Genomic DNA, 18,800 nt, shown 5'->3' with positions numbered 1-18,800 from the left:
GTATTTTTACTTGGCGTTAAGCCAGTCAGACTCAGGCAATACCCTGTCGACAATCCGGATCTCGGCAATATCACCGCGGAACAGATCGGCCACCTCACCGTCCCAACTGGAGGCCCCCACCATCCATTCACCGCCGGGAATACTCACCAGCCCATGCTGCTCGGCTTCGGCGGTACGCATTACCCTGGAGTTATCCACATACATGGTGGCGTATTGGCCGTCATTGACTATAGCCACGTGATACCAATAATCCCTGTCCACTTCCCATGACCAATTGCTGGGCCCCACGCCATTGCTGGAGGTGGAGATCCACTGAAACTCCTTGAGACTGGAAGCAGTCAACGCCAGCGAAGGATCGCCGCCGCCACAATCCAGCTTATGGTGTTCACACACCTGGCTCTGGCTGGGTTTATGAGCAAAGACTGCGCCCCAGGCATTTTCCGATGCCTGCCATTCTGGTGCCAGGCGCACTATCATCTCTACCGTATACTGCGGCAGAACACCCGCCTGACCATCGGCAGAAACCAGCGTCGGTGCCTGGCTGGAAAGATAATAGCCGCCCTGGGTATTGCCGCCCTTGAAACGAGCCGCTCCAGTGGCGTGGCCAAAGCCAGGAGCTTCATCGAGCAGTTCAAACAATTGCTCCTGAGTGCCACTGCTGCTCCCCTTGGCCTTGAGGCTCAAGGTATTGCCGCGCCCGGATAGATCCATAAACTGCACCTTGGTCGGATCTGTGCTGGTTAACTTGTGCTCAGCATCGAATATCCAGTAAGCGAGTGTTCCTTCAAGCTTACCCGGGCCTTCGGTTTCCACTTCCTGATTCAGCTTGGCAAAACGTTTTTCAAAGTCCAGCGGCTGTTCAAACTCCCAGCGTTGCAGCACATCCTGCGGCTGCCTCTCTGCATCCGGAATGGCGGCTACCCAAGGTGAGAATGAACGGAACTGCAACCGCTTGTTGGCTTCATCGAAACTCACCAGTTGCAGCATACCGTTGCCACCCCAGAATCCCGATTGATAGTCCACCAAGATCATGACCACATCGCGGCCATAGCGGTTCTTGGCCACCATCTTGGCCTCACCATGGTGATGGCCGTTAAAGGTGAGGAAGATCTGGTCATTGTCTTTGATCAACTTGTCCCACAGCATGGCGCCATTGTCGGTAAATATGGCGCTATTGCCATCATCGGCCACATTTAATAACTGATGGGTAGTGAGTATGGTTGGTGTTTCCGGGTGAGCATCCAATACCGACTGTGCCCAGGCGATACTGGCCGCCGAGGTACGCCAATCGAGCGCCAGCAACAGATACTCGCGCTCACCGCCCTTGAAGAGGTGATAACTGTTGAAGCCGGTGGCATCCGCCCCCTGGAAACTGGCAAAGTTATTTTGCTGCAAAGACGCCGGGAAATGCTTGAGGAAAGGCTCTGCCGCCAGGCTTCTGTCGCTGTCGAGGTTGCTGTTGATATCAACCCCGGACTGACGGTAAGCCAGCACATCATGGTTACCCGCCAATATGCTGTATGGGGTGGCTGGATTGGCCTCCAAAATGCTCATGGCCGCGCGGGCATTGAGCCATTCCTGCTCTGAGTCAGGCAGGTCAACCACATCCCCCAGATGCGCCGTAAAAACGATATTTTGTTGCTGGTAGTTATCGGCAATCCATTGAGTTTGAGCATTGTAGCGCTCGGGATTATAGCGGGAGTACTTCTGGGTATCGGGCATGACCACCAGAGTATAACTCTCGGCTGCGGCTTGAGTGCCACTGTCGCTATCTGAGTTACACCCGGTCAGGCCAAGCACGGCGCCCAGAACCAGTGCTCCAATTGAGTAACGCATTAAATCTCTCCAGTTAAGGCTAGTAAGAAAGTCTGAATTTAAACAAGGACAGATGAAGCAAAATAAATACTTTTATTTCAAAATCATTAAGTTACAAAATAACGCCAAAACAAACATATTGGCAACATAAGTCACTATTGCAGCAAGTGCTTGATGGTTGGAAAATGTCGTACAGAGTTTTGGGTGATAGCGGCTTGTTGAGCTTAATATTTTTCTATATTGTGTGGCGCTTTCATCTCGCCTGACATCCACAAACAAGGAAATTTCCCACTATGGACAATAGCCTGCGACGCAACTTTGGCACAGATAAGGGCCAGATCAGTGCCGGCAAATACAACCTGGTCGTTGGCCTGACTCTGATCTGGGGTTTTGTGGTCAACTATCTGATGGTGTTGAATATCGATCCCGAAATCATCGCCACGATTCCAATCTGGTTGTTCTTTATCGGCTACTTCGTCTGCTGTATGGCAGGCGTCTATCTGTTTGAAACGTCAAAGATGCCTGCCGTCAGCTTTCTCGGCTACAACCTGGTCGTTGTTCCCTTCGGCCTGATAATTAACCTGGTGGTCAGCAGCTATGACCCAACTCTGGTGTTGGAGGCACTGCGGATAACGACTATCGTGACTCTGGCAATGATGATATTGGGCACCCTATTTCCCGCCTTTTTTGCCCGCATAGCCGGCGCCCTGGCCATAGCCCTGCTGTTGGTGATCATTGTCGAACTGGTGGAACTATTTATCTTCAAGAGCCATCACGGCATTACCGACTGGATAGTGGTATTGATCTTCTGCGGCTACATTGGCTATGACTGGGGCCGAGCCAACGCCAAGGAAAAGACTGTCGACAACGCCATCGACAGCGCCGCCGCGCTTTATATGGATATCATCAACCTGTTCCTGCGGATCCTGAGCATTCTGGGAAGAAGAAATTAACCCATGCGTTTACTCTTGCTGTTGCTGCTGTCTATACCTTTTTGCTCTCCGAACGGTGATAGAATTCCCGGACGCAAGCCAAGTGTAAAGCTCCAGAACCAGGATAGGTTTTGCATCTAAGCGCTATCTTGTTCGGTTCGTGATGAACCAAAGCTCGATAGCGCGAATAACGATCTGCTTTCAATTTTGAAGCTAAGGAAGGTGTCGGCAATGAAGAAACGTTATGGCTTTATCCTGCTGCTACTGCTGATCTTTGTCGGTGCCCTGATCCCGGAAACCCCACAGGTGCCGGTTCACCAAGCCAGCGCCAAAGACTGGCATAAAGACAGTTTCTGGTATTATCCCTGGGGCACCTCAGGGGTACACAAGGGCATAGACATCTTCGCCGCCCGCGGCACTCAAGTGCAGGCCCCGACGCCCATGCTGCGCCTCTATCAAGGGGAGTGGCGTCTCGGCGGCAAGGTGGTGCTGGCCTTGGGGCCAGGCTGGAAGTTGCATTATTTCGCCCATCTGGACAGCCTGGAGCCGAACGGTTTTTATCTACCTCAGGGCAGCAAACTGGGCACAGTCGGCGACTCGGGCAATGCCAAAGGCAAGCCGCCCCATCTGCACTACAGCATAGTCAGCCTGATGCCCATGCCTTGGTTGATGGATGACGCGCCCCAGGGATACAAGAAGGCGTTTTATCTCAATCCTGTGACCTATCTGGCGCCCCGCTGAGTGCCTGCTGCCTGAGCCATTCGAGAAACACCCTGACTCTGTGGCTCTGCTCGCGGCCGGGAGCCGGCAGCAGCCGATAACTGAGTCCAGGCAACACCTTGCCCGGCAAGCAAGGTTTCAACCAACCCCGCTCCACCAAAGAGGCCACCAGCACAGAACTGGCAAGCGCCAGGCCTTCACCGGCCAGAGCGGCCTGCACCAGGTGATCCTCCTGGGTAAACTCCAGCAATCTGGCACCCTTGAACTCGTGATAGGTCTGTTGCCATTGCTGCCAATCGAGCCCGTCGAGAGCCGGGTTCTGCCAGCGGGTCTGCAACAGCGTCACCTGAGGTTGCTTGCTCTTGAGATAACCGGGACTGGCGTAAATGCCGAAGGTCTCGCTAAATAACACCTCTTCGCCTTCTGCCGCTTTGCCGTAGCGTATGCAGAGATCAGTCTCACCCAGAGGGTCGCTAGGCTGCAGCCCCTCATCGCTGCTGACCGACACCCGAATATCGGGGAAACGCTGCTGAAAGTCCGGCAAGCGCTGCGCCAGCCATAGGGCGGCAAAGCCATGGGTAGTGGAAACTCTCAGCTGGTTTGGTGTCACGCCCAAACGTTCAATCCCCTGGGCTATGCCGAGCAAGGCCTGGCGACAGGATTCTGCCAACTCGGCTCCGGCCGGTGTCAGTGATACCGCCCGGGTCTGGCGGATAAACAAGCGGGTGTCCAGCTGGGTCTCTAGGTTTCTTATCTGATGAGAAACGGCGGTCGGAGTCAGGGTCAACTCCTCCGCAGCCAGCTTGAAGCTCAGATGCCTGGCGGCGGCTTCGAACACTCTCAAGTTATTCAGTGTGGGTAAATGGGCAAACATTGCGATCAAATAAGTGAATTTTACTCATCTATAAGTGAGAAATGACCCTTTGTCAACTCGAGCGGTATTCCAGATAGTTATGCCCTGAGCAAACAAACGGAGAAAGTGATGAAAACCCTATTAAGAATAGATGCCAGCGCGAGAAGAACCGACAATGACAAGCCCAGCTATAATTCGATTTCCAAGTCGTTGGCGCAGCTATTTTGCGATCACTGGCAAGCCCAAAATAATCTATCAGAATTCATCTATCGTGATCTGGGTGACCAAGTACCGCCGGCCATCACCCAAGATTGGATTGCCGCCGTATTCACTCCGGAGGAACACCAAAGTACAGAGCAGCAACGGCTGCTGGCACTGTCGGACTGCCTTATCGACGAGCTGCAGCGGGCCGATATCATTCTGATCTCAACCCCCATGTACAACTATGGCATGCCGGCGGCACTCAAGGCCTGGTTTGATCAGGTCATCCGCATCAACCGCACATTCAGCTTCGACTTAAAGCGCGGCGATTTTCCGCTGCGGCCGATACTCAGCGGCAAAAAACTGGTTTTGGTTTACTCCTGCGGCGAGTTTGGCTTTGGCGAAGAGGGGATCCGCGCCGGAATGAATCACCTGAGTCCTCATATCAAGACCCTGAGCCACTATCTGGGGGTGGAGCAGTTTTATGAAGTGCGCAGCGAATATCAGGAGTTTGCCGACGAGCGCCATCGGGCTTCCATCAAAGCGGCCAGCGCCTCACTGACGGAGCTGGCCCTAAAAATTTAGCAATCAAACCACTGCATTTAAGAAGCTAAAGCCCGGATTGGCCGCGAACAAAGACCAGCCAATGCCGCTGTCTCAGCGTTTGTTCTCAGTCCTTGGTTACCACCCAGAGTGCATGCAGCAATCCGGGGAACCAGAAGAACAGACAGAGAATGATATTGATCAGCAGGTCTTTACCGGCACCGGCTTTGAGAAATACCGCCACCGGCGGCAATAAAATGGCGATGATGACGAGCAAGAGTTTATTGGTATCCATGGTATGACTCCTGGCGAGGAATTAAAGGGACAACCCATTTAACTTGGCAGCATGATGCCCAGCTTGCAACCTTTTCTCTTTCCCCGAGAGTGAACCTAAATGTCAACTACCAGTATTTATTTGCGCTTGGGCCAGTGCAAATCCCAGGGTTGCTTAAGCTTTTGCAACTGACTCAAAACGCCCGACTGCATAAAAGCCTCGCCCTGCGATGGTAAACTCAGGTATCTGAGCACTTGCCCGTGCCATTCAAACTCCAGCGCATAAGCGTGCAGGTAGCCACGGTCGGCATCAACAGCGCTGCCGCCATAGAGAGTATCCCCCAGAATCGGCACTCCCAGGCTGGAAAGCGCTACCCTCAGCTGATGGGTCTTGCCGCTGTGAGGCTTGAGCAGGTACAGGCGCAGCCCCTCGGCGACCGACCAGGAAAAGAACTGGGTAACGGCCGGGTTATCGGTGGAACGCAGCAGTTTATACTGGCTACGGCGGGACTTGGCCATATCACCTATGATCCAACCCTGTTTCTTACCCGGTTTACCCTTGGCCAACGCCAAATAATATTTCTGCACCTTGTGTTCACTGAACATGCGGGTAAATTCGGCCGCCGCCTCGGATGAACGGGCCAACAGCAATAGGCCGGAGGTCAAGGTATCTAGCCTATGTACGGGATAGAGCTTATAACCCAATTTTCGCTCGGCACTGGCCACTAAACCTGCCTCACCGTGCTGGCTGTGAAAATGAACCCCGGGCCGCTTGTCCAGCAGGATAAAGTCGGGCTCTGTGGCTATCACTGAATACATGGGTTAAACCTGAAATGTGACTATGACCCTAAGGCCGGGGTGGTTATCCTGCAGCGAAATACTGGCGTTGTGCCGCGAAAGAATCGCCTTGACCATAGAAAGCCCCAAGCCGGTGCCTTGCTTATGACGGCTGGGATCCAGCCGCACCAGCCGCTCGAAGACCCGCTCACGCTCCGCTTCCGGGATCCCGGGGCCATTGTCGCTGATGATGACTTGGTTGGCTTGCTGCAAAATGGTGATACAGGCTCCCTCGCCTGCATAGCGAATGGCGTTGTCGACCAGATTGAACAGCGCCTGGAACAAGAGGTGCTTGTCGCCTGTGATAGGGCAATCCTCACTGGTTTCCAGCTTGAGTTGTTGCTCTTGTGCCTCGGCCAATACATCGGCCATATCCAGCAGATCGTGACACATCTGCTGCAAGCTGAAGCTCTCCAGCTCCAGTTGTTGTTGCCCTTCTTCAATACGGGTCAGCGACAACATGGCGTTGAAGGTCGCCAAGCAGTGATCCAGCTTTTCGATCAAGATGGCGCTGCGTTCAGGGAGTTCCTCTGCCGGATACTGCGGCAACTGCTCCAACCCTATCCTCAGGTGCGAAAGAGGAGTTCGCAGGTCATGGGCGATATTGTCTGTCACCCCGCGCACGGCGGCAAGGTTGCGTTCCAGGGTATCCAACACTCGGTTGAATTGGCGCGCCAGCATATCGAATTCATCACTGTTGCGACTCACAGGCAAGCGGGTGTTGTAGTAACCTCGCTCTATGCGTTCACTCAAGCGGTTGTATTGCACCAGACGCCTGAGCAGCGCCTTGGAAAACAGATACCCCATAGCCAGCGTCAGTACCACTGTCAGCATCACAGCGGTGGCTGCCGCGCTGAGAAACTTTTCGATCAAGGTCGCCAAGTGGTCGGTACGGGTGGCGATCAGCACAGGGCCATAGCGTGTCATTACCACGCCACCGGTGAGAATATGCAGCTTATCCGGGCCACCGGTAAGGATCGGGAAATCGCGGGTTTTCGGCAGCAGCGGCATATTGTCCGGCATAAAGGTCAACGCCCCGACCATATCCGGGCTACCCTGCCAGGCAATCAGTGCCGTTTGCGGATCAGCGGCATGAATTTGCGCCGCAAAGCTGCGCTTATCTACGCTCAAGGCCAGTTGCTGGTAACGCTGCGCCTCCGATGCCAGATGCTTCTCAACCTGAGACTGTTGTTCGGTTACCAGCTGTTGATAGAGGGCAAACAGTAACGCGCCGATGATCAGAGTCACCAGCACAGAGAAGAAGATGGTGATACGCCATACGCTGCTCTGATACGGCTTAATGGCTTTGGCGGAGACGATAACCAGCCCCTCTTATGGTTTCAATCAGCTCGCCATGCCCCAACTCTTCGAACTTACGTCTCAGCTTGGCGATATGCACATCAATAACATTGGTTCTGGGGTCAAAGTGGTAGTCCCATACGGCTTCAAACAGCAGGGTGCGGCTGATCACCTGATTGGCATGTTCCATCAGGTACTTGAGCAGCTGGAACTCCTTGGGCTGCAGCATTAGTTCAGTGCCGTCCAGGGTCACTTTACGGGTCAGTAACTCCATCTCCAATAAACCCACCTTGAGCTCTGTTTTAGCCGGCAGTGACTGGCCACGCAACATCAGTTTCTCAGCCCGTACCAGCAGCTCGGAGAAGGCGAACGGCTTGGTCATATAGTCGTCACCACCGGCTCGCAGTCCCTTGACCCTCTCGTCAACGTGACTGAGTGCCGAGAGGATCAACACCGGGGTTTGATTACCGGTGGCCCGAAGTGCCGCCAAAACCTTGAGACCATCGAGCCCGGGTAACATACGATCCAGGATCACCAAGTCGTATTGACTACTGGTCGCCAGCAGCAACCCCTGATGGCCATCGGCCGCAGTTTCAATGTTGTGTCCCTGCTCCAGAAAGCCCTTGACGATATAATCCTGAGTGGTTACGTCATCTTCGACCAGTAATATCTTCATTGTCAGTCCCATTTCAGTAGAGGCAATGGCCGCTGTTTTTCAATATCAAACGCCAGCTTATGCTTGCCTCGTTCATCCATTACTTTCAGCTCCAGGTAAGCAATCCCCAGATCTTTGTCCAACTGAGCCTCCAGCAGATGAGCCTTACTGTTTTGCATCGCCATTGCCACCAGTTGGGAAAAACTGAGCTTTTTCTGCACCAAGAGTTTGACCGCGGCCAACTCGGCCATATCGTCAGCCTCCAGACGATCGACTTTGCGTTTGAGGATCTCGCCGCTACCGGCGAGTATATCCAGCTCAGTGGTAGTGTGATCATCCGGGTTTATTAAGTCAATTTCATAGACCAGGACCCCATTATCCACATCGGTTTCAAACTCGACGATCACCCCGGGAAACTGGGACTCAATACGCTGCATCAGCTCTATAGGTTGAATACGGTCATTATCATTCAACAATTCCAGCAGCGAGGGAGCCGCGACTGCCACCGAAGAAAACAGCACCAGCCCCGCCAATAAACGTCTCATTTTGCCTCCATCCGAGCGCTGGCACCGAAGGCCAGCTACTCATACAAGCCAAGATTCATTTCGCAGTGTCACCAATCAAAGTGATACTTTCAATTTCAACTTCATTGCCGTTCCACTCCTTGTCAACCTCGCCGGTCAGTTTCACCAGAGTGCTTTCTTTCACATCGGCATTGATATTGCGCCACAGCTTATGATCGATTTCGACTTTAACCTCGCCGGAATCATCACGGAACAGATAAGTTTCGTCGCCCAGACTCTTCACCAGGTAACCTGTCAGCTCAACCAGGGTATCGTCCTTGGCCTGCTCGACCTGAGACGCTGTAATGACCCGATTTTCGACTCCCGGCCCGGTATAGGCCGCAAGAGCAGCACCACTGCAGAGTGAGGATAATACCAGTAAATATGCCAACTTTTGCATCTTGTTTCTCTCCTGAGGTTGTTTCAATGGCTGCAGTATAGATTTCAGCGCTTGAACTCAGGATTGAAGCTAAATTAAGTTTTGATCATCTAACCGACAACAGGCATAAAGACCGTCTTTATCAGTGTTCGAGAATATGAATTTGTTCGGATTTGAGGGCTACTTCAGTCTGCATACCGGCAACCAACTCCAGCTTACGTGCCAGATGTAACGGCACTTCGGCGCTGAGAGTCTGATCCACGCCTTCGATTACTGCCAGCAAGCGCACAGACTCGCCCATCACCAGTAGGGATTCGAGCCTGACATTGAGTTTGTTGAAGCTGCGGCACAGGCGGCCACGGCTGATGGAGTTGAATCTGACGCCTTGATTAGGCACGACCCAACGTACCTTATCTCCCGGATTCAGGCGCGCATCATAGTCACAGGCAATCAGTTGCTCGCCAAACTTGAGCCAGGTGAGTTGCCGCTCCTGCTCCAGGGCCACCACTTCGGAGTCAAACAGGTTTCTAAGACCCATCTGCCGGGCAACCGCCTCGTTACGAGGTTTAGCCAACACTTCATGGGGCACACCCTGTTGCAGCAACTGCCCTTGGCTGATAAGCACCATGCGGTCGGCCAGCAACAAGGCTTCGTTGAGATCATGGGTCACCATGATCACCGGAATATGCAGCTGCGATTTAAGTCGTGCCAGCTCCAGATACAGGCGCTCACGGGTTTCGCGATCGACGGCAGAAAAAGGCTCATCCAGCAGCAATACCGAAGGCTCACGCGCCAGCGCTCTGGCCAGTGCCACTCTCTGTCTCTGACCACCGGACAACTGCTCAGGCAAACGATCCGGCAAACCTTGCAGATTAACCCGCTCCAGCCAATCCAGCGCCCTGGCCCGGCGTTCGGCCTTGGGCAGATGGTCAAGCCCGGCGATAACATTGTCGACCGCACTCAGATTGGGAAACAGGCCAAAGTGTTGCGGCACAAACCCCAGATGGCGCTGCTGTGGGCTCAGGTTCACCGTCTCGGAAAACCAGGGTTTATCACCATAGCGGATGCTGCCGGATTGCGGCTTATTGAGACCGGCAATCATCCTCAGCAGCGTGGTCTTGCCGCCACCGGAGGGCCCCACCACGGCCAGGACTTCACCGGCTCGGCAAACAAAGTCTGCCTGCAGTGGGATCCCCTTGGTTTGATGGACGCTGACATGCAGATCTGTCGGGGTCATTTCAATCTCCCGAGCCGCCGCGACAACCCTGTGGTCAATGCCAATGTGGTGATGGCAAACAGCAAGAGTACCAGCGACATGGTACCGGCCGAGGCGAAGTCAAATGCCTGGACACTGTCATAGATGGCGATGGAAATCGTCTTGGTCTCTCCCGCGATGGAGCCCCCCATCATCAGGACGACACCAAACTCGCCGAGTACATGGGAGAAACACAGCACCAGGGCCGTCAGGATCCCCGGCCATACCAAGGGCAACTCCACCTTGAATAGCTGCTTGGTGCGACTCATGCCACAACAGGCGCAGGCATCACGCACATCCTGTGGAATAGCTTCAAAGGCCCTTTGAATAGGCTGCACCGCAAAGGGAATATTGACCAGTACCGAGGCGACCACCAGGCCGGAGAAATGAAATACCAGCTGCACCCCCAGGGTTTGCTGTAGCCATAGGCCCAGCCAGCTTTCACTGCCAAGCCCTACCAAGAGGTAATAACCGATCACCGTAGGTGGCAACACCAGGGGCACCATGATCAGCGCTTCTATCCAGGACTTACCGCGAAACTCACGGTAGGCCAGCAAGCGGCTCAACAAGATGGCAAGCGGCAAGAGCACCAAGACACTGATAGCAGCCAGTTTGACCGAGAGCCATAGCGACTGCCAATCCATTCAGCTTCCCTCGGGCAGGGCAAAGCCATAGGCGCTGAACACTTGTCGCGCTTCCGGCCCCTGCAGATAGTCGTAAAAGGCTTTGGCATCGTCGCCGGCTTTCTCAAGCAGCACCATCCGCTGGGTCAGCGGGGCATGGGAATCTACCGGCAACGCCAGATAGCGACCTCTCGCCTGAAACTGCGGTGCTACCGCCAGCGACAAGGCAACTATGCCGCCTTGAGTCGAGCCACTCAAGGCAAACTGCGCCGCCTGGGAAACGTTTTCGCCATAGATGAGGTTGGCCTGCAACTCCTGCCACAAACCCTTTTGCTTGAGCAACGCACGGGCGCGCTCGCCATAGGGAGCATGATCCGGGTTGGCGATGGCAAAGCGCTTGATCTGCCCGGCGGCCAGTGCTTGTTGCAGCCCCAGTAATTCTTGATCCAGTTTCAGTGGCGAATTCTTGGGAGCCACCAGTGCCAAGCGCCCGTAAGCGTAGACCACCCCCTTGTCACGGGTGATGCCGGCGTCAGCCAGCGCCTCGACATAACGCTCGTCGGCCGAGAGAAACAGCTCGAACGGCGCACCATGCTTTATCTGCGCTACAAAGTTACCGGAAGAACCGTAGGAGATCTTGAGTTGGCGTCCTGTCTGTTGCTGATAGCGCTCGGCGATATCATCCAGGGCAAACTTGATATTGGCCGCCGCAGCCACATGAACGCTTTGCGCCGCCGCAGCCGGCAGACACAGACCGAGCAGCGCCAGTGCGGTCAGCACGGCCTTGGTCGTCGAATTCAGCAATCGCTCCAATAGCACCATCAAACGCTCCGGTTACTTTTCCCAGGCCTTGGCGGCCTGCTCATCGGCATCGCGGGCCTCAACCCAGTGTTGGCCACTGTCACCGGCCTCCAGCTTCCAGAATGGTGCCTTGGTCTTGAGGAAATCGATGAGAAACTCACAAGCCGCAAACGCCGCCTTGCGGTGGGCACTGCTGACACCGATAAACACTATCTGTTCGCCCAGATGCATAGTGCCAACCCGGTGAATGATGGTCAGCTGATTCAGCGGCCAGCGCTCACGGGCTTGAGTGGCGATTTGCCCCAAAACGGCTTCTGTCATCCCGGGATAGTGTTCCAGCGTCAGGTCGGTAACCGCACTGCCATCGTTGAAGTCGCGTACCTTGCCGACAAAGGTCACCACGGCGCCATCGCTGTTATCGGCGGCGATGCGGGCATATTCGGCCGGGACATCAAAGTCGGCGGTTTGTACCAAAATACGATCGCTTTGCATCTCAACCTCCGGTTACCGGTGGGAAGAAGGCCACCTCATCACCCGCTTTGATCTCTGTATGCCAAGGGCTGAGAGTTTGGTTGACGGCTACCAACAGCTTGTCGGACGCCATCACTCTGGCCCACTTGTCGTCTGTGCCCGCCAGTTGGGCACGCAGCGCCTCGGCCGTCAAACCCGGCTGGCTCTCGACTTCAATGGCAGCCGTTCCCAATAATTCGCGTACTTGAGCAAAAAACAGCACTTTAATCATATCGTTACACCTTAAAATGACCGGATTTACCGCCGCGTTTCTCCAGCAGTCTTACCTGGGTAATCACCATATCTTTCTGCACCGCTTTACACATATCGTAGATAGTCAGCGCCGCAACCGAGGCCGCCGTCAGGGCTTCCATTTCAACCCCGGTTTTGCCAGCCAGCTTACACAGGCTGGTGATCCTGACCCGGTTTTGCTCCGGCTCGGCCTGCAGATCCACCTCGACCTTGGTCAACATCAAGGGATGGCACAGAGGGATCAGCTCTGAGGTTTTCTTCGCGGCCATAATGCCGGCGATTCTGGCAGTGGCAAACACATCGCCCTTATGGTGGCTGCCACTCATGATCATCTGCAGCGTCTCGGCTGACATCTCAATATAAGCCTCGGCACGGGCTTCGCGTTCAGTGATCGACTTTTCGGTCACATCCACCATATGGGCGTTGCCGTCGGCATTGATATGGGTAAAGGCATTAGTCATCTATAGCAACCTTTTTCAAATGGGATACGAAGTTACAGGGCCGGTGCCGGGCATCCAGCTGCTCTTTGAGGATCTTGTTCCAGGCCGTACGACATGCGCCGGTGGAACCGGGCAAACAAAACAACGCCGTTTGATTGGCGATACCGGCCAATGCCCGCGACTGCACAGTAGAAGTGCCCAGCTCAGTGTAAGTGATGTGGCGAAAGAGTTCACCAAAGCCTTCTATTTCAGCATCAAACAACGGCCGCAGCGCCTCCGGGGTGTTGTCTCTGCCGCTAAAGCCGGTGCCGCCGGTGGTGATGATCACCTGGACATTGGCCGCGGCTATCCATTGGCTGACGATAGCGCGCATCTGGTATTTATCATCCGGGCATAGCTTACGCTCGACCAAGTTATGCCCAGCCTCCTGCAGTGCCTGTACCAGAAAACGCCCGGAGGTATCTGTTTGCAGCTCCCGGCTGTCTGAAAGGGTAAGAATGGCGATATTCAAGGGCTCAAAATGGGTATGAATGCAATGTCCCATGTCAGTTCCTGCTGCTGAATGCTACCGAGATGGCGATGATAAGTATCTGGCGCCCAAACGAGCGCCACCCTCAACCGCCGATAGAGGCCAGATGTTGGGTTACACCGGTAATGCCTTGGTGCAGATAGTGAGTCTCTTTCTTCTGTTGCAACTGCTGATGCAAACGGGCAATCAACTCATCCTGCTGTTCAGGACTCTGAAGCAGATCCCGAAGATCGACACCATGTTCGGTGAACAGACACAGGTGCAGCTTACCCTTGGCAGAAACCCGCAACCTGTTACAGCTGGCGCAGAAGTTTTTGGCATAAGGCATGATCAGCCCAATACGGCCACGATAATCAGGGTGGCTGAAGTTTTGCGCCGGGCCATCTTCGGCCGCGGGCTGATCATACTGCCAACCTTCGGCCTCGAGTCTGGCCTTGATATCGGCTCCAGCCAGGTGATGCGCCTTGAAGTAGTCGTGACCCAAACCGGTTTCCATCAGCTCGATGAAACGCAGATCTATGGGGGTATGTTTGATCCAATGCAGGAAACGTGGCAGGTCCTTGTCGTTGAGATCCTTGAGCAGCACAGCGTTGATCTTGACCCGCTCAAAGCCGGCTTCCAGCGCCGTATCTATACCGCGCATGACCTCATCGAACTTGTTCTCGCCGGTGATCTGATAAAACATCCTGGGGTCCAGGCTGTCCACAGACACGTTGATCCGCCTCAGTCCGGCGTCGTACCACTCTTTGGCGTGCTTCTCGAGCCTATAACCATTGGTGGTAGTGGCGATAGTGTGAATTTCGCTGTTGTCGGCAACTGCGCGAATGATATCGGTAAAGTCTTTGCGCAGCGTAGGCTCGCCACCTGTGATCCGTACCTTGCGGGTACCTACTTTGGCAAAGGCAGCAACCAGATTCTCAATCTCGCTGAGCGTCAGAAAAGAGGGCTTGCCCTCCGGGCGATAACCATCCGGCAGGCAGTAACTGCATTTGAAGTTACAGACGTCAGTAACTGACATCCGCAAATAGTGAAATCTTCGACCAAAATTGTCTTGTAATTGGGACATGATCACCTTTCCAAGTCAGGGAGGTGAGAGCATTTCTTTACTCACCCCGGTGGCAAAATTGCCACGGCTAAAGGACCATATCTTCACTGACGTAGGACCAAAAGCTCGGAGAACCGTCTGCGCCAATTATAGGACGAAAAGGGGGGTGAACCATACCCCTAAAAATGGATTTCCCGATCTGGTTCAAATCTGCGTGGACTTTTTGTGACAAGCTTCACTCATAAATTTCATCAAAACTAACGGCTGCTTTCCGATCAAATACTGTGCCCTGAATAGATTTTCAGGTAAGGTTGGAGCTGGATAAAAATAAAACACCCGTTTACATCGGGGGACTTTGAAGGATAGAGGTGACATGATGGAACGCGAATCAATGGAATTCGATGTTGTTATCGTTGGTGCAGGCCCCGCCGGACTGGCTACGGCTTGCCGTTTGATGCAGATCTCCAAAGACAGCGGCAAAGAGATCAGTGTCTGTGTGGTCGAAAAAGGCTCTGAAGTAGGCGCGCATATTCTCTCCGGTGCCGTCTTTGAACCCAGCGTATTGGAAGAACTCTTCGGTGACTGGAAAGAACTGGGAGCCCCCCTGCATACCCAGGTTACAGAAGATGAAATCTATCTGCTCAAGTCGGCCGAAGATGGCAAACATCTGCCCAACAGCCTGGTACCCAAGACCATGCACAACCATGGCAACTATATTATCAGCGTCGGTAATCTCTGCCGCTGGATGGCCGAGCAAGCCGAAGGCCTGGGAGTGGAGATATTCCCCGGTTTTGCTGCCAGCGAATTGCTGCTCAATGAAGACGGCAGCGTCAAGGGAATATTGATCGGCGACATGGGCATAGGCGCCGATGGCCAGCCCAAAGACAGCTATATGCCGGGTATGGAGCTACACGCCAAATATACTGTGTTTGCCGAAGGCTGCCGTGGCCATCTGGGCAAGCAGCTGATAGAAAAATTCCACCTGGATAACGGCAAGACACCACAACATTACGGCATAGGCTTCAAAGAGATTTGGAAGATCCCGGCCGAACAACACCAACAAGGTAAAGTGGTTCACAGTGGCGGCTGGCCGCTACAGGAAGGCGCCAGCGGCGGCGGTTTCCTCTACCATATGGAAGACAACCAGGTTGCCGTGGGGCTGATCATCGACCTCAACTACAAGAACCCGCATCTGAGCCCCTTTGATGAATTTCAGCGCTACAAGACCCACCCTGTCATCGCCAAGACCTTAAGCGGCGGCGAGCGTTTGAGCTATGGTGCCCGCGCCATCACCAAAGGGGGACTAAACTCTCTGCCCAAGATGAGCTTCCCCGGTGGTCTGGTAATAGGTTGTGATGCCGGGACACTCAACTTCGCCAAGATCAAGGGCACTCACACCGCCATCAAGAGCGGTATGCTGGCGGCCGAGACCCTGGCAGAAGGCCTTATCGCCGGAGTTGAAGGCGGAAAAGATCTCGACTGCTTCCAGGAGCGGCTGGAACAGAGCTGGCTCTTTGATGAGCTTTACCGTTCCCGTAACTTCGGCCCGGCCATGCACAAGTTCGGCACCTTCCTGGGGGGCGCCTTTAACTACATCGATCAAAACTGGTTTGGCGGCAAGTTCCCTGTGACCCTGAGAGACGAGCATCCCGACTATGCCCAGATGGCTGAAGCCAGTGCCTACAGCAAGATTAACTACCCCAAGCCGGACGGCAAGCTTAGCTTCGACAAGCTCTCTTCAGTTTATCTGTCCAATACCTTCCACGAGGAAGACCAACCCTGCCATTTGCGCTTGAAAGATGCCAATGTCCCTATTGCAGTCAACCTGGTGAAATACGATGAACCGGCGCAGCGCTATTGCCCTGCGGGTGTCTATGAGGTGGTTGAAGACGAGGGGCAACCCAAGTTTGTGATCAACAGCCAGAACTGCATTCACTGCAAGACCTGTGACATCAAGGACCCCAGCCAGAACATCACCTGGGTGACCCCCGAAGGGGGTGGTGGCCCTAACTATCCCAATATGTAATTAGTGACTGTAAGCCATAAGAACGCGTCTTTTAAGACGCGTTTTTTATTTACGCAAAAGCAATATTAGCACCTATTGATACATTAAGGCTTTTTGGTCATAATCCCGGTTCTACAATAAGATCCAGCCCCATAAAACAGCTGGCCTGCCTATACTCTACAAAGACTTACGGGGAAATCCCTGCCAATGCGTTAATTACTATGCTCAAGTGTAATTAACGTTAAATCAGTTAATGCTGTTGTCCACACTATAAGGATATGGATAGGCGGTCGCTATGAAACTCAAACTCACCATCAAACAAAAGATTCTACTGACAGTGACTCTGGCGGTACTGATGTCGACGATTTTAGTCGGTGTTCTCAGTCAACGCAGTGCCCGTAAGGTCGTTGAACAACGTATGCTCGACTCCGAACTGCCCAGCTTAATGCTACAGATCCGCAATAAATTAGATCTGGAAATCAGCACGCTGATGAATGGCGCCGAGCAACTGGCCCACAGTCAAATGCTCAGGCACTGGTTGGAACAGGGACGCCCCGAAGCCGAACTCCCTTTGGTCATCTCACAACTCAAGGACATGACTCGCCAGTATCACTTGGCGCAAGCTTCCTATGCCGATCGGGAAACAGCGGCCTATTACACCCAGGACGGCTTTTTGCGGATCCTCAATCAACAGCAGGACAGCTGGTTTTTCAACTACAGAGACAGCCGCCAGGAACGCATGTTGAATGTGTTCACCGAAGCCAACGGCGAGGTCAAACTCTTCATTAACTATCAACAGCCCAACGGTCGCGGCCTGGTGGGGCTGGCCAAGTCACTCGACGATATGGTGCGCCTGCTCAACTCCTTCAAGATAGAGCAAAGCGGCTATGTGTTCCTCACCGACAATCAGGGCAAGATCCAACTGCATCCGGACAAGAGCCTGACAGGCAAGCGCAGCCTGCAGGATCTCTACCCAGGCAATCTTAGCAAGCTGCTTGATAAAAGCGACTTCCAGCTGCTCGAAACCAAAGTTAATGGTACCGACATGCTGGTTGCCAGTAGCTATATTCCATCAATGGATTGGTATCTGGTAGCCCAGGTTCCTCAGGGGGAAATCTTTGCCCTGTTGCAAGAGGCAGCCTATCAAATTTTATTATGGACAGTGTTGATTGCCGCTGGCTTCATCTTCCTGGCGGTGATAGTGGCTGGCTCGGTTAGCCGTCCCATCAGCAAGGTGGCAGAAATGTTCCGCGACATAGGCGAAGGCGAAGGCGACTTGCGCCAACGTCTGCCGGTAGAGGGTGAGGATGAAATAGCCCAACTGGCCAAGGGCTTCAACAGCTTTATCTCCAAAATACAGGACTCTGTGGTCGAAGTGGCCGCCACCAGCGAACAGTTGGGGCTATCCGCCAAGGACGTCTCGGCGCAAGCCAAACAGACCATGAGCGACAGCCAGGATCAGAAAGACCGCACCATGATGGTGGTAACCGCCATCAACGAAATGGGGGCAACCGTTAACGAAATTGCCGCCAATGCGGCCCAGGCGGCGGTAACAGCCAAAGATGCCGACGGCGAATCGGCCACCGGCCAACAGGTGGTGACCCGTGCCCGCAATACCATTAACCAGTTGTCGCAGGATGTGGCTCAGGTCGGCGAGGTGATCGAATCACTGGCAACCCATACCAAGTCGATAGGCAGTATTCTGGATGTGATCCGTGCCATCTCAGAGCAAACCAACCTGCTGGCACTGAATGCCGCCATTGAGGCGGCTCGGGCCGGCGAAGCCGGCCGTGGTTTTGCAGTTGTGGCCGATGAAGTCCGAAACCTGGCTTCCCGCACTGCCGCCTCAACCGATGAGGTGCAGGTAATGATAGATAAGCTGCAGGCCGAAGCCGCCAGAGCCGTCAGTGCCATGGAGCTGAGTCGCAATCGATCCCATGAAGGCGTTCAGGCCGTGGATGAAGCCAGCCAGGCGCTCAGCGGTATCTCGGGGCAAATTGCCCAGATAAGCGATATGAATATCCAAGTGGCGGCAGCCACAGAGGAGCAATCCACTGTAGTGGAAGATATTAATCGTAACGTCAGTGAGATCAATGAGATAACCCAGCGCACAGCCCAGACCGCCGAAGCTGCCGCCGCGGCCAGTGACGCGCTCAATAATCTGGCCTACAGGTTGGATACCTTAGTCGCCCGCTTCAAGGTTTAGCCTCAGGTTCCCCAACGGCAGCCTTGCAACTGCCGTTGGGAATACTGAACCTCATTCCCGCAAA

Annotated in this window: 21 protein-coding genes and 1 riboswitch; of the genes, 5 read left to right on the top strand and 16 right to left on the bottom strand. The window is 54.0% G+C overall.

Annotation, left to right across the window (positions count from 1 at the left end; translation table 11 throughout):
* Positions 1 to 6: 6 nt before the first annotated feature.
* Positions 7 to 1,836: a LamG-like jellyroll fold domain-containing protein gene (locus tag RC73_RS10710; RefSeq protein ID WP_052248139.1), complete on the bottom strand. Its 1,830-nt coding sequence runs from the start codon at positions 1,834 to 1,836 to the stop codon at positions 7 to 9.
* A 272-nt stretch (positions 1,837 to 2,108) separates the two neighbouring features.
* Here RC73_RS10710 and RC73_RS10705 point away from each other — a divergent pair, with 272 nt between their 5' ends.
* Positions 2,109 to 2,768: a Bax inhibitor-1 family protein gene (locus tag RC73_RS10705; RefSeq protein WP_039034623.1), complete on the top strand. Its 660-nt coding sequence runs from the start codon at positions 2,109 to 2,111 to the stop codon at positions 2,766 to 2,768.
* Between the two features lie 210 nt (positions 2,769 to 2,978).
* Positions 2,979 to 3,488, top strand: coding sequence for a M23 family metallopeptidase (locus RC73_RS10700; RefSeq protein ID WP_028780729.1), 510 nt, complete (start codon positions 2,979 to 2,981; stop codon positions 3,486 to 3,488).
* On the opposite strand, the gene RC73_RS10695 is transcribed toward RC73_RS10700, so the two are convergent.
* Complete coding sequence (locus RC73_RS10695; protein WP_039034622.1) at positions 3,457 to 4,341, bottom strand: LysR substrate-binding domain-containing protein; 885 nt, start codon at positions 4,339 to 4,341, stop codon at positions 3,457 to 3,459. The two genes, RC73_RS10700 and RC73_RS10695, sit on opposite strands and share 32 nt — an antisense overlap.
* Positions 4,342 to 4,449: 108 nt before the next feature.
* Here RC73_RS10695 and RC73_RS10690 point away from each other — a divergent pair, with 108 nt between their 5' ends.
* Positions 4,450 to 5,106 carry an FMN-dependent NADH-azoreductase gene (locus RC73_RS10690; RefSeq protein ID WP_039034621.1) on the top strand — a complete coding sequence of 219 codons (657 nt, stop codon included), beginning with the start codon at positions 4,450 to 4,452 and terminating at the stop codon, positions 5,104 to 5,106.
* 85 nt (positions 5,107 to 5,191) lie between these two features.
* On the opposite strand, the gene RC73_RS20100 is transcribed toward RC73_RS10690, so the two are convergent.
* The 14 genes from RC73_RS20100 to moaA all read right to left on the bottom strand — a co-directional run bounded on the left by RC73_RS20100 (position 5,192) and on the right by moaA (position 14,498).
* Positions 5,192 to 5,359: a YqaE/Pmp3 family membrane protein gene (locus RC73_RS20100; protein WP_039034620.1), complete on the bottom strand. Its 168-nt coding sequence runs from the start codon at positions 5,357 to 5,359 to the stop codon at positions 5,192 to 5,194.
* Between the two features lie 116 nt (positions 5,360 to 5,475).
* Positions 5,476 to 6,156: a TIGR01621 family pseudouridine synthase gene (locus tag RC73_RS10680; protein WP_039034619.1), complete on the bottom strand. Its 681-nt coding sequence runs from the start codon at positions 6,154 to 6,156 to the stop codon at positions 5,476 to 5,478.
* 3 nt (positions 6,157 to 6,159) lie between these two features.
* Positions 6,160 to 7,422, bottom strand: a complete 1,263-nt coding sequence (locus RC73_RS10675) for a sensor histidine kinase (protein WP_039034649.1) — start codon at positions 7,420 to 7,422, stop codon at positions 6,160 to 6,162.
* A 49-nt stretch (positions 7,423 to 7,471) separates the two neighbouring features.
* Complete coding sequence (locus RC73_RS10670; RefSeq protein WP_039034618.1) at positions 7,472 to 8,149, bottom strand: response regulator transcription factor; 678 nt, start codon at positions 8,147 to 8,149, stop codon at positions 7,472 to 7,474.
* 2 nt (positions 8,150 to 8,151) lie between these two features.
* Positions 8,152 to 8,673 carry a PepSY domain-containing protein gene (locus RC73_RS10665; protein ID WP_039034617.1) on the bottom strand — a complete coding sequence of 174 codons (522 nt, stop codon included), beginning with the start codon at positions 8,671 to 8,673 and terminating at the stop codon, positions 8,152 to 8,154.
* Between the two features lie 55 nt (positions 8,674 to 8,728).
* Positions 8,729 to 9,091 (bottom strand): YgiW/YdeI family stress tolerance OB fold protein, encoded by a 363-nt coding sequence (locus tag RC73_RS10660; protein ID WP_039034616.1) that lies wholly within the window; start codon positions 9,089 to 9,091, stop codon positions 8,729 to 8,731.
* Between the two features lie 121 nt (positions 9,092 to 9,212).
* The gene (locus RC73_RS10655; protein ID WP_052248137.1) at positions 9,213 to 10,307 is read right to left on the bottom strand and encodes an ABC transporter ATP-binding protein; all 1,095 of its coding nucleotides are present in this window, start codon (positions 10,305 to 10,307) and stop codon (positions 9,213 to 9,215) included.
* A complete protein-coding gene (gene modB / locus RC73_RS10650) occupies positions 10,304 to 10,969 on the bottom strand; it encodes a molybdate ABC transporter permease subunit (protein ID WP_039034615.1) in 666 nt (221 codons plus the stop codon). The genes RC73_RS10655 and modB overlap by 4 nt, the downstream gene beginning before the upstream one ends.
* A complete protein-coding gene (gene modA, locus RC73_RS10645) occupies positions 10,970 to 11,770 on the bottom strand; it encodes a molybdate ABC transporter substrate-binding protein (RefSeq protein WP_039034614.1) in 801 nt (266 codons plus the stop codon).
* Between the two features lie 12 nt (positions 11,771 to 11,782).
* A complete protein-coding gene (gene moaE / locus RC73_RS10640; protein ID WP_039034613.1) occupies positions 11,783 to 12,241 on the bottom strand; it encodes a molybdopterin synthase catalytic subunit MoaE in 459 nt (152 codons plus the stop codon).
* Position 12,242: 1 nt separating this feature from the next.
* Positions 12,243 to 12,491, bottom strand: coding sequence for a molybdopterin synthase sulfur carrier subunit (gene moaD / locus RC73_RS10635; protein WP_039034612.1), 249 nt, complete (start codon positions 12,489 to 12,491; stop codon positions 12,243 to 12,245).
* 4 nt (positions 12,492 to 12,495) lie between these two features.
* The gene (gene moaC / locus RC73_RS10630) at positions 12,496 to 12,972 is read right to left on the bottom strand and encodes a cyclic pyranopterin monophosphate synthase MoaC (RefSeq protein ID WP_025889198.1); all 477 of its coding nucleotides are present in this window, start codon (positions 12,970 to 12,972) and stop codon (positions 12,496 to 12,498) included.
* On the bottom strand, positions 12,965 to 13,495 hold the full coding sequence (gene moaB / locus RC73_RS10625; protein WP_039034611.1) for a molybdenum cofactor biosynthesis protein B: 531 nt from the start codon (positions 13,493 to 13,495) through the stop codon (positions 12,965 to 12,967). Before moaB ends, moaC begins: the two co-directional genes overlap by 8 nt.
* Before the next feature lie 70 nt (positions 13,496 to 13,565).
* Positions 13,566 to 14,498, bottom strand: coding sequence for a GTP 3',8-cyclase MoaA (moaA, locus tag RC73_RS10620; protein WP_229800075.1), 933 nt, complete (start codon positions 14,496 to 14,498; stop codon positions 13,566 to 13,568).
* A 35-nt stretch (positions 14,499 to 14,533) separates the two neighbouring features.
* Positions 14,534 to 14,669: riboswitch (molybdenum cofactor riboswitch) on the bottom strand.
* Positions 14,670 to 14,901: 232 nt separating this feature from the next.
* Here moaA and RC73_RS10615 point away from each other — a divergent pair.
* Complete coding sequence (locus RC73_RS10615; RefSeq protein WP_039034647.1) at positions 14,902 to 16,551, top strand: electron transfer flavoprotein-ubiquinone oxidoreductase; 1,650 nt, start codon at positions 14,902 to 14,904, stop codon at positions 16,549 to 16,551.
* Positions 16,552 to 16,825: 274 nt separating this feature from the next.
* On the top strand, positions 16,826 to 18,736 hold the full coding sequence (locus RC73_RS10610; RefSeq protein ID WP_039034609.1) for a methyl-accepting chemotaxis protein: 1,911 nt from the start codon (positions 16,826 to 16,828) through the stop codon (positions 18,734 to 18,736).
* The last annotated feature ends 64 nt before the right edge of the window (positions 18,737 to 18,800 follow it).

The sequence above is a fragment of the Shewanella sp. ECSMB14102 genome (genome assembly GCF_000813075.1).
Taxonomy (GTDB): domain Bacteria; phylum Pseudomonadota; class Gammaproteobacteria; order Enterobacterales; family Shewanellaceae; genus Shewanella; species Shewanella indica.
This window is presented reverse-complemented; position numbering and strand designations above follow the sequence as displayed.